Consider the following 12,385-nt stretch of genomic DNA (forward strand, 5'->3'; position numbering starts at 1 on the left):
AAAGAGGCAATATATGAATAGTTTTATAAAAAAGTTTTTTAAAAATTTATCTTTCGCCTTTATTGCAAATTTGTTATCAATAGTTATTTCAACCGTTTTAATACTTATCGTTCCGAAATTTGTAAGCATTTTGGATTATGGATATTGGCAATTATATATCTTTTATTGTTCTTTTATATCTTATATGTCTTTTGGGCTAACAGATGGAGCTTATTTACGTTATGGCGGGTACCGTTATAAAGATTTACATAAACCAGTTTTTGTATCTCAATATTGGTTTTTGGTTTTATTGAATGTGTTTATCAATTTTTCATTAGCCACTTTTTATGCATTGAATTTCACAGATCCTAATAAATCAATAGTAGTATTCTTAACATGTCTTTCTGGTGTATTAGTTGTACCTAGATCTTTAATAGTCTTTATGCTTCAGAGTACCAATAGAATTAAGGAATATTCTATTACAATAATATTAGAACGTGTAATCTATTTTATATTGGTGATTTTATTTTTATTGTTTGGTATCGATGAATTTCAATTTCTTATTATATCTGATGTTATAGGAAAATTATGTTCTGTTATTTATGCGTGTTTGATTAGTAAAGAATTGGTATTTGGAAAATTTGAATCAATAAAAAAATCCATTAATGAAATATGGATTAATATATCTGTAGGAAGTAAGTTATTAATTGCCAACTTTGCGAGCTTGCTTATTATTGGTATTGTTCGTTTTTTTATAGAAAGCCAGTGGAGCATCGAAACGTTCGGAAAAGTCTCGCTCGCTCTAAGTATTTCCAATATGTTTATGCTTTTTATAAATTCGATAGGACTGATTTTGTTTCCAACATTACGGCGAACTTCTAATGATAAATTGCCAGTCATTTATGAAACAATGAGAACAATGATCATGGTGTCACTACTTGGATTACTAATTTTATATTTTCCAGCTAATATAATTTTTTCATCTTGGTTACCTCAATATGCAGAAAGTTTTATTTATATGGTATTATTGTTTCCAATGTGTATTTTTGAAAGTAAGACCCAAATGTTGACTAATACGTATTTAAAAACTTTGCGAAAAGAAAAATTAATGCTACTAATTAATTTGCTAACGGTGGTTTTAAGCTTGGGTTTAACTTTTATAAATGTATTTTTAATTAAGAACTTAAATCTAACTGTTTTATCTATTACAATACTATTGGCGTTTCGCAGTATAATAGCAGAATTATATATAGAAAAAACTTTAAAAATAAAAGTTAAAGTAGATATAATTCTAGAAGTGTTGATGACAGTTGTATTTATTTCAATATCGTGGTATTTCCCAAATTATGTAGCTTCATTTGTTTATATGATCGCTTATTTAGTTTATCTTTTTGTAAAGAAAAATGATTTAAGTTTTCTTTTAAAAAGTATTAAGGCTGTTCTTAACTCTAAATAATATGTAGAGACTGGTTGATGCTAGTATAGTTTCATTGACAAAAATAAGTTAAGTTTATAGTAGTTCTTTGAAGTTACTTATACTCAAGTCTGACACATTACAATGATAAAGCCTGAAATGATAGTACTTTCAAGTTTAATAGTTGTTACGTACCACTATAATTTGTTAATGGCATGGTTTTTTAATAGTGTCGGCTGCTACCAATAGCTTCAAACGTTTATTGCTGAAAACATACAGAACGGAAACGTTAAATTTAGGTGATATTAAGAGTGAGGTTCATTAAAAGTGCTCAACAAGTTTCAGTAAACTTACTAGGGGAAAAAGATGAATCTCTAAATGGTATTTTACCAAATTATTTGGGGCGGGGATGTTATATTATTCCGTGCAATAGTACCCTCCAATAGAAATTTGCATTATTCAACAGATGTTTATTTAAAGTTTAGTAATTTCTATCTTTCGAATACAACAAACTATATTATGTAAGTCATTAGCGTGGGTAGGTCATTAAACACCTCCTTTGTAAAATAGTGCTTAAGCATATTCTAATTAGAAGAGGGGTTAAAAATGCATAAAATAACTAGGTATATATTTTTATCGGGGTCATTGTTGTTTTTTTTAATAGGTCTTTCTTTTGAAAACCCGAGGGTTTTATTAATTTCTACATTGATTATTTTTTCTCATAATATAATTTATTCATTTAAAAATTTTTATGATAAAGCTATCTTTTTTAGTTTTAATGTAACGTTTTTTATTTTTCTTTTGGGAAGAATGGTTGTTAATGAATTTTTCGGATACAAAAGTGGTTTGTTAGGTATATTTGGGTTAGCGTTTAACGATGTCAGACTTGTAAACCTAACTATTATATGTTTGTTTTTAAGTTTATGGGCTATTTTTATGGGTTATACATTAATACAAAAAGTAAATCTTAGTTTTCTAAAGAAAAAAAAAGAATTAAATCCGGGTTTTGTTTATTCACTCAGAGCATTTAGTTTATTATTTTTCTATTTTTGTATGATATTTCGACTGTATTATGTTTATGAAATGCAACAAACAGCAATGACAGAAGGTTACTACGAAAGTTTTATGACTTTTGCATCTTCTATGCCGTCTTTACTAGTAACAATTAGCAATATGTACGATGTAGCTTTTCTAGCTTATTTAGCTACAAATCCTACTAAAAGAAAAAGCTTATTTCCGATATTATTGTATATAGGTGAAGGTCTTTTTGCTGCTTTAGCAGGTAGACGTTCAATTTTTATGTTAAACCTTTTGATCGTTTTTATTTATTATTGTGTAAGGACTGCAAGAGCGACAAAACGACAAGATGAGAAAAAATGGTTAGATAAATCAGAGTTGTCATTTGGTGTGATTGCACTTCCTGTATTGATGGGATTTCTTACTTTCATCGGTAAACTAAGATCAAGTTTTAAAGGATCAAATGTAAGTCTAAACAATCCTATATTAGAGTTTTTTTATTCCCAAGGGATAAGCGCTAACTTAATTGGTTATACAAAGGTATACGAAGACCTTTTACCTAAAGGAATATTATATACTTTTGGGCCTATAATGGAATTTGTAAATAACAAAATAATTAGACCTTTGAATGGACTTCCTGAATATTTTGGTCAAAATATAGAAAGAGCAGTTAACGGACATCTATTTTCACACGCACTTCCATATTTAATCATGCCTAGCGCTTATTTGATGGGGCATGGATATGGATCATCGTATATAGCTGAAATGTTTCACGATTTCTCATTCTTAGGAGTGTTTATTGGAAGCATTGTTTATGGGGCGATTATATATGTGTTTTATTACATGCTTCAAAATTCAAATTATATAATAGTTATTTTCACATTAATGATGACCAGATCAATTTTGTTTGCTCCAAGGGGTGCTGCACTATCTTTTATAGTTTCAGCATTTTCAATGTCAAAAATAGCAGCAGTTATTTTTATTGTTGTTGGCTCGACTATATTATATTCAATAATTGGACAAAAAAGCTTTTTTAGACCTAGACTAACTTTAAGATAATGATTTAAAATTAGGTAAAAAATTCGACATAACTGGTCACCCTAAAGGGGGGGTTTTAGCAAGAAAGCAATAACTTGATACTTAATACAATCGGAAAACTATAACCATCTTAGAAAAAGTATATGGTATTGGATATGAAAACAGTCAAATGCAATTTGACAAACTTTTTTTCTTTGCCTATTAGTGATCCAATAGTATCTAAGTAAGCATAATATAAAACAAATATAATAATCCATATGTATTTATGTGATAATCTTCTTAGAAATTAATTCGGTAGGTTATCCGTTGCCCTGAAAGACAAGAGAATAGAGTGGAAAATGCGGTACGATGCTTGGAAGTAAAGTAGACAAAGCATAGCGGAATCGAGAAATCGCAACTCATCGGATGTATTATTCGGAGCAACGATTCCATGAACATGCTATGCTTAACAAGAAGGGAAATACTTCAATGGAGGTACAATTGCTATTGTTCAAGTGAATGATTCTTAAACTGTCACTTCCAACGGTTAGTGTCAGTCTTCATTCATGGTTTAGTTATTTATTTAGAGTATGATCAGAAGCAAAGTATTCGCTGATTTATTAGTACAAGGTGCAAAAAAGGAAAATATTCCTGTTTTATTTACTCGCCCAACAGAGGCCGAGGCAATAAAACTATTTGCTAATACATATCTTGCCATGCGTGTAGCATTTTTTAATGAGCTTGATTCCTATGCGGAAATACGTGGGTTGGATACCCAACAAATCATAGAAGGGGTATCGCTTGACCCTCGTATCGGTGGGCATTATAATAACCCTTCATTTGGCTATGGTGGTTATTGCTTACCAAAAGATACGAAGCAGCTGCTAGCAAACTATGAAGATGTTCCGAATAATATTATAGCTGCTATTGTTGATGCAAATCGAACTAGAAAAGATCATGTCGCAAATATGATCTTACAACGAAATCCTAAAGTAGTTGGCATTTATCGACTTACGATGAAGACAGATTCAGATAACTTCCGGCAATCTGCCATTCAAGGGGTTATGAAGCGTATTAAAGCAAAAGGAATTGAGGTTATTGTTTATGAACCAGTTTTAAAAGAAGATTCGTTCTATAATTCTCGGGTTGTAAATGATTTAGAAGCATTTAAAGAAGAAGCAGATGTCATTATCGCTAATCGTTTAGATGACAATATCAGAGATGTAACGAATAAAGTATATACAAGAGATATTTTTAGTAGAGACTAATTTTGAATGTTATAGATTGTAGATGGCAGCTTGAAAAATAGCTGCCATCTGCAGTTAATAGTTCCTTTTGTACTCTGCAATGAAGGCTTGAAGATTGCAATTACAAATATAGAATATCGCAAACTTGTCACGGCTCTTAGGCGAGCATGACAATTTAGCCATAAACCAGCTATAGTCAATACTTGACTAAATAGATTAGGTTATCATGCTCACTTCGTAAAAAGCTGCAACGGCTTACGTCATCGTAGAACTCTCGACTATTACCTTGCAACATAAACCTTTTGTATGTTATCGGAAATTAGGTGCTAACAATAGATTCCTCAAACATAGTTAAGCAGAGAGCTTCACATTTAAATATTTACCTTTAAATTTTCGTATAACACGAAAAAAATTTTTGGTATGGCTACTCAATATATAGTATAATGTCAAAAGGTGTAGAAAAATAGTTCGCTTTATCTATTTTTCTACGAGCTTTTTAGTAAAGCTAGCTAATAAAATAGGTGAAAAGGTGAACTTATATGAAACGAAAAAACAATAAAAAATCAAAGAAAATTTGGCTGAAAATTCCGCTTTTAATCATTTTCCTTGCAGCTCTTGGTATGGGTGGGTATGCTTATTCCATTTACCATAACGCCAAGTCCACCGTGAACAAAAAAATTAATGAACCGGTAGACACGATTGATACAGCTTCTACGAAGAAAAAGATGAAGGCAACCGAACCTTTGAATATTCTCTTACTTGGTGTAGATCAGAGAGGGAATGATAAAGGCCGTTCAGATGCATTAGTATTACTTTCTTTAGATCCAAAAAAGGATTCCATGCAATTGATCAGCATCCCGCGTGATACAAGAGCGATGATTGCTGGTAAGGGTATAGAAGACAAGATAAATCACGCTTATGCATATGGTGGAGCGGATATGGCAGTAGCAACGGTAGAAAGCTTTTTAGATATTGATTTGGATTATTATGTACGTATGAACATGGAAGGGCTTGAAGAACTTGTAGATCAGCTCGGTACCATTGAGGTAGACAACGAGGTAGAATGGAATGATGGAAAATACAATTTTACAAAAGGTCCTGTTGCACTTGATGGGGACAAAACCATGCACTATGTACGAATGCGTAAGCAAGATCCAGCTGGAGATTTTGGGCGTACGGAACGGCAACGAAAAGTCATTGAAGGCATCATTGATCAAGGAGCATCTGTAGGATCGGTAAATAAAATCAATGGCATGATCGATGTATTAGGGAATAACATGGCAACGAATATGGACTTTAATGATATGAAAGACCTGTTATTCGGTTATAAAAATGTTCGAAAAAATGTTGTCAGTTATATGATGGAAGGTAGCGGTACAAATATTGATGGTATATATTACTATCTGGTTCCAGAAGAAGAAGTTTCAAAAGTGCAAGGGATGATTGCAGGGGCTTAGGGGTGACAATGATTTGAAAAGCTTGATCTCTGAAGTGCATAGGCTTTAGAAAAGGATCATTAATTTATTTGTCAATCCAATATGAATATATTAGTTATTAAATGGAAAATGGTAGAACAGAAGTTTGTTCTCTTTTTGCGGTTTTTCATCACTTGTTTTTGAATGGAGGGTCAACTGAAAAAGCTGATTCTCCATTTCTCTATTTAAAGACAGAAAAAGGATAAAAATATGGTGCGTTTCAGTGATGTGCAATGAAATCATACACAACATTACAAAGATCGAGTACATAGTTGGTATTTTGTTATTTTACACAGAGCCCCTACGAGCATGATTTATGAGCTCAGATATCACCAAAAGATCTGCTCCATTGCAAGAGGTTATCATGCTCGCTTCTCCGTGTAAAATAGTGGAAGGTTTTGTTATGTTTTTTTTGCAAATTTGTACCTATTCAATTGCTTAAGATATGGATTTTTATTTTACACTTTACAAAATATGATGAAAAGGGCCTACATCTGTTAAATCGTATTTTAATTTAGAGAGGTGGAGATGTTGATGAGAGCATTCTCTGTAAAAAGATATTTCTCAATTCATAGTTTTTTTATAGTTTATAAACAAGGGGTATTGTGATGTTCGCTTTACAAAAAGGTAGGAGAAAGGTTGGAAGAACTTCTAAACGGAGCTTCAGTTTAAAGGTAAAAATGATTATTCTGATCAGCTTTCTGATTGTTGGGATTTTTATTATCTTTGGTTTGTTTCTTCACTCATTTATTTCAACAACAATAGAAGATCAAATTGCCAAACGTGCGTTAAGTGTGTCACAGAGTATTGCAAATATGCCAAGTATAAGAGAGGCTTTTGAGTTGGAAAACCCTGAGAATGTTATTCAGGATATCGTTCAACCAATTCAGAAGAGCATTGGTGCAGAATTTATTGTTGTCGGAAATAAGAAAGGGATTCGTTATTCGCATCCACACCCGGAAAGAATAGGAAAGCAAATGGTCGGCGGTGATAACGTTCGTGCCTTAAAAAAAGGAGAATCCTATATATCGAAACGGGAGGGGTCGTTAGGATTATCTATTCGGGGTAAAACGCCAATTAGAAATCAAGATGAAGCAATCATTGGGGTAGTATCAGTTGGCTTTTTAAATGAAGAAGTTCAGAATATTATTCAACAGCAAATTAGATCCGTGTGGCTAACATTATTTGGTATTATTTTAGTAGGGATTTTTGGAGCAATTGCTATAGCCATCTATCTAAAAAAACTATTATCCAATATGGAACCAGAGGAAATCTCACAAATATTATTGCAAAGGGAGGCGATTTTGCAGTCTACGCATGAGGGGATCATCGCTGTCGATAAACAAGGCAAGATCATGATGATGAATGTTGCTGCACAAAACGTCTTATTTAATCAGGAATTGGAAAGTAGTCAGTATATTGGACGATCTGCAAGCGAATTTTTACCGCATACGGATTTGCTACATGTGCTAGAAACTGGTGAGAGGCATTTTAATAAAGAGATGGTACTTGGTGATGCAATTGTATTAACGAATCGAACCCCAATCTTTCACCAACAATCCATTATTGGAGCTGTCTTTACGTTTCGAAAAAAAACAGAACTTGAAAACATTACAAAAGAATTATCACAAATAAAGCAGTATTCCAATGCTCAGCGTGCACAGACACATGAATTTTCGAATAAACTTTATACCATTCTTGGATTATTACAGCTTGGTAAACGGGAAGAAGCTATAACGTATATTAAACAAGAAAACAAAACGCAGCTGGAGTTTTCACGATTTTTACTGAAAAATGTTGCTGATCCAATGTTTCAAGGGTTATTACAAGGAAAACTTAATCAGTCAAATGAGCTTGGAATTAAGATGACGATTCATCCGGATAGTCAACTCAATACTATCTTTACCGGAGAAAAACAGAAGGCATTTTTAACGACTGCTGGTAATTTGATCGAAAATGCCATTGAATCCGTCAAGCATGAAGCAAAGTCAAAGCGTAAAGTTGCTATCTTGTTTACGGATATTGGAGAGGATGTCATTGTTGAGGTAGATGATTCGGGTTCTGGTGTTGCACCTGACGACATCAACTATATTTTTGAACAAGGATATACAACAAAAGACGGAGAAAATCGCGGAATTGGTCTAGCTTTGAGTAAACATGTTTTAAATCGTGTCGGAGGCAATATTCTAGTAGAAGAAGGAGAACTAGGAGGGGCTTGTTTTATAATGATTATGCCAAAGGATGGAGGGAAAAGTTATGGGCAGGAAGATACATGTTCTTATTATTGAAGATGATTTTCGTGTTGCAGCTATAAATAAGCAATTCGTAGAACAAATAGGTGGATATCAAGTTGTAAATAGTGTCAAAACAGCTCAGGAGGCTTATCAATATCTCCAAATGCCAGGAGTGGAAGTAGATTTAGTGTTATTAGATATATATATTCCTGATGTAGAAGGTTTGGAACTATTCTGGCGGTTACGTACACAATATCGAGCAATAGATATTGTTATTGTTTCCGCTGCTGCAGAAGCAGACGTCATTGAGGAAGTACTTCGTGGAGGGGTTTTTGATTATATTATTAAGCCAGTAGATGCCGATCGTTTTAATCAGATGCTCAAGCAATATGAACAAAGGCGTCATTTCCTATCATCGAAGGAGTTCTTAGAGCAACATGAAGTCGATATTCTAATCCAAAGGAAGATCAATCGTTTTCCTAATAAAACAAATAAAGAATTACCAAAAGGGATTGATCCGATCACTTTGGAGGAAGTTACGAATTTATTAAAATATAAGAAGATGAAAGGGATTACTGCGGTCGAGTTAAGTGAGCAAATTGGTACAAGTCGATCCACAGCCAGAAGATATTTGGAGTATCTCGTTACTCTAAAGAAGATTCGGACAACCCTTCTTTATGGAAATGTCGGTAGACCAGAACGCTTTTACGTCCCCTATGAAACTTATGAACAAAATGCTACAAATAAGAATTAATATATTTATTTACACAATATTTGAATCGCTTACATTCCATGGTATTTTTATAATTAACAATAATATTAGACTTTTCGTTAATCTTTTATAGCGAGAAGGATTCGTTTCTCTAACTAAATTTCTATTGGAATATGTTCAAAAGAGTGTAGAAATATTGACCCATCTAGGTTGAAGTTTTTAAAAACAGTGGTTTTTACTTAGTGAGATGTTGTTACGGTTAAAGCTTTTTTTGTGTGACGTATTGCTGCCGACGTTTTTCTTATTGTCCAGCAAATGTATGTATATTTTTGGAAAATAGCATCGTTTAGCTTAATGTGCCAAAGCTGAAACAAACTTTGGTCTTCTTCCTACGATTCGTTAACATCGTTTTCTCCTGTTGCCGTGTTCGTTATCGTCAGAAGATATCAGTTTGGGTCACTAACAAATCGTTAATCTTTTTTTATATTTTTGCTACATCGATACTAGCATGTTCCGTACGTCAAGCTTGAGGCAGTGTTTTGAACAAGAGAATGTATATTAGATACATAGGTAATCTATAGTTTTGCAATAAAGAAATACAATGCTTTATTTTTTATACTATAGGATAGTATAAAACTTTAGGCTTTATCGTATAAGAAAAACGATAGCTTCCGCCATAAAGACTTGGCGACAAGCCAAGTCTTTCTAACATTACTTTTGAACATCCAATATCAGTAGAGAATACGAAATATTGATAGCGTTTGCATGATTTGATGTAGCAAGCCACTTGGCTCATGCAGAAGGGGGATATCATGGGAGTTCTAAGTATCATTGGATTTTTGACGATCATTATTATTGTACTATTATTAATAAGTGGGCGAGTTACACCAATTATAGCGTTAGTATTAACACCTATTAGTGGAGCGTTTATTGCTGGATTTGGACTAGAGGAAATTGGAGCATTTTTTGATGAGGGGATTACTGATGTAGTACATGTTGCGATTATGTTTATTTTTGCTATTCTATTCTTTGGAATAATGCAAGACGTTGGCTTGTTTGATCCGTTGATTCGTGGCATGATTTCTATATCACAGGGAAACGTCATTGCAATTTGCATCGGGAGTGTTGTGATTGCTGCAATCGCACAGTTGGATGGGTCCGGTGCCTCAACATTCCTGATTACTATACCAGCGTTGCTTCCGTTATATAAGAAGCTAAAAATGAATCCATATTTACTACTGCTACTCATAGGTGGAAGCGCAAGTATTATGAATATGCTACCATGGGCTGGACCGTTGGGTAGATCAGCATCTGTATTAAATATGGATGTAACAGAATTATGGAGACCGTTAATACCTATTCAAGCGATTGGGCTCGTACTGATGATTGTTTTAGCAATTGTTCTTGGTTATCGAGAAAAAAAGCGAATTACGAAAGAATATGGATCTATTGCAGCAGCTGCGGCTATTGAACCTGATTTGCAAATTGGAAAAGAAACTTCAGAAAGTATAAAGACAGAGCCGGCACCTCCTCAATCCAAGAAATTATGGATAAACGTTATTTTAACAATTGCGGTTATAGGTACATTAGTTTGGGGAGTCATACCAGCAGGGCTTGTATTTATGATTGGGGTAAGTTTAGCGTTACCAATTAATTATCCGAAAATGCAAGATCAAATGGATCGTATTCGCTATCATGCTCCAAATGCATTAATGATGGCAACGATTATACTTGCAGCCGGAACGTTTTTAGGAGTTCTTACTGGTACAGGGATGTTGAATGCTATTGCAGAAGATATTGTCACCGTAATCCCAGCATTCATCGCTCCGTATGTACATTTAATAATCGGATTTTTCGGTGTTCCATTTGATTTGTTATTAAGCACAGATGCGTATTACTTTGCATTAATGCCAGTAGTCGAACAAATTGCAACCGGTTTTGGTATTGATTCTTTATCTACCACTTACGCCATGATTGTTGGCAACATCGTTGGAACGTTTATCAGCCCATTTTCACCAGCAGTTTGGTTGGCTTTAGGACTAGCGGGCTTGGAAATGGGACGGCATATCCGCTATTCGTTGTTTTGGTTATGGGGGCTTAGCTTAGTCCTATTGGTTTTTTCCATAATAATCGGATTGATTGTTGTATAATGAAGGCTGCACGTTATGTGCGGCCTCTTGGGGTTTATGGACATAATTAGCATTAAGAAAAAAGAGCTGGATGTTAGCTCTAATGTGCTCGAAGTTGTTAGCCATTAAAATACTCGAAATAACATGTTGAGCTTTCAATCTCTAGAACATAATTGATTACTACAGTAGGTTTAAAGCTTGTATATAATAATTTGTCAAATAACCGGCACTAGTGGAGACAATTTTACTACTTCCATTTTTACTAATCTTGAACTGGAGAAAAGTATGGTGTTAATACTGCGGAAACACAAGCTTAAGTAATCATGGCAATTTATGTAGTGAGGCGTGGTATGAAATGGACTATTAAAAAATATGACGAAACAGCTGTGAATATAAAGATCAATAAAAGGGTTTGAAGGTTTAAAAAAGCACCTTCTGCCGAGCACGATTATAGAAGTTTTTTTGTAGATTGCAGTTTAAGAATTTGGAAAGACCAAAAACCATATTTTTACCGAGGAATAAGGTGTATGATCTTCAACAATAGCACTCGATTGCTCAAGGTAAAAGAAGTTCTATTGAGGTGATCAAAGCTAATACGGAAGCAGCAATGCTTAAAAAGCCCCCAAAATCTTTTTTATCTTTTTGAAGTACACCAATTCCATTAACTAACATTAATGCTCCTAAAAACAACATCATAAATGGAAACAATACAAGATTATTAGTTATTGAACTATAACCTGATAAAACGAGGACTATTATTGCTAAAGCAACTCTAATTACAGTTAACAAAATATCTCCCCCTTGCCACCTATTACAATTCCCATCCATATATCTTTTTTGCCGAGAATACCACGGAATTATCTTCATATTCTTACAAGAATTATAACTTCTGTATAAGTTAACGTTAGCATTGCATAAATAAAATATAGATTCAATGGGGGATGTGTCAATGTTGGTGTTTTTTTGGTTGGCTATCTTCTGTTTTTCTTCATGTATCATGACAAAAAACAAAACCAATGCAAGAAGAATTTCCGTATGAAATCACACTTTAATTTTAAACCAAGGTGCGACAACTAAGCGTTATACTGATCACAAGGTGTCAAAAGAAATTTCAATCCATGCACCTATATAAGGTGCGACAAAAACCTGGGATAAAGTTTG

General features: G+C 33.6%; 7 protein-coding genes, 1 pseudogene and 1 CRISPR repeat array (1 of these 9 only partly in view). Of the genes and pseudogenes, 7 read left to right on the plus strand and 1 reads right to left on the minus strand.

The annotated features are described in order from the left end of the window. Positions 1–13 precede the first annotated feature (13 nt). The 7 genes and pseudogenes from BN1066_RS11105 (at position 14) to BN1066_RS11135 (ending at position 11,245) form a co-directional block, all read left to right on the plus strand. A complete protein-coding gene (locus tag BN1066_RS11105) occupies positions 14–1,435 on the plus strand; it encodes a lipopolysaccharide biosynthesis protein (protein WP_077319501.1) in 1,422 nt (473 codons plus the stop codon). Between the two features lie 564 nt (positions 1,436–1,999). Continuing rightward, positions 2,000–3,469 (plus strand): O-antigen polysaccharide polymerase Wzy family protein, encoded by a 1,470-nt coding sequence (locus BN1066_RS11110; protein WP_077319502.1) that lies wholly within the window; start codon positions 2,000–2,002, stop codon positions 3,467–3,469. Between the two features lie 554 nt (positions 3,470–4,023). Continuing rightward, positions 4,024–4,695: pseudogene (locus BN1066_RS11115) on the plus strand (nucleotide sugar dehydrogenase); the annotation flags it as partial. Between the two features lie 518 nt (positions 4,696–5,213). After that, positions 5,214–6,131: an LCP family glycopolymer transferase gene (locus tag BN1066_RS11120; protein WP_077319503.1), complete on the plus strand. Its 918-nt coding sequence runs from the start codon at positions 5,214–5,216 to the stop codon at positions 6,129–6,131. 626 nt (positions 6,132–6,757) lie between these two features. Then, a complete protein-coding gene (locus BN1066_RS11125; RefSeq protein ID WP_077319504.1) occupies positions 6,758–8,437 on the plus strand; it encodes an ATP-binding protein in 1,680 nt (559 codons plus the stop codon). Then, positions 8,406–9,137, plus strand: a complete 732-nt coding sequence (locus BN1066_RS11130; protein WP_077319505.1) for a response regulator — start codon at positions 8,406–8,408, stop codon at positions 9,135–9,137. The genes BN1066_RS11125 and BN1066_RS11130 overlap by 32 nt, the downstream gene beginning before the upstream one ends. Before the next feature lie 770 nt (positions 9,138–9,907). After that, on the plus strand, positions 9,908–11,245 hold the full coding sequence (locus BN1066_RS11135) for a CitMHS family transporter (protein WP_077319506.1): 1,338 nt from the start codon (positions 9,908–9,910) through the stop codon (positions 11,243–11,245). Between the two features lie 534 nt (positions 11,246–11,779). Here BN1066_RS11135 and BN1066_RS11140 read toward each other — a convergent pair. After that, a complete protein-coding gene (locus BN1066_RS11140; RefSeq protein WP_245799772.1) occupies positions 11,780–12,013 on the minus strand; it encodes a DUF3953 domain-containing protein in 234 nt (77 codons plus the stop codon). Between the two features lie 319 nt (positions 12,014–12,332). Further along, positions 12,333–12,385: direct repeats of the CRISPR family, unit length 32 nt (it continues 380 nt past the right edge of the window).

Origin of the sequence: Virgibacillus proomii, from assembly GCF_900162615.1 — a bacterium.
Classification (GTDB): Bacteria; Bacillota; Bacilli; order Bacillales; family Amphibacillaceae; genus Virgibacillus; species Virgibacillus proomii.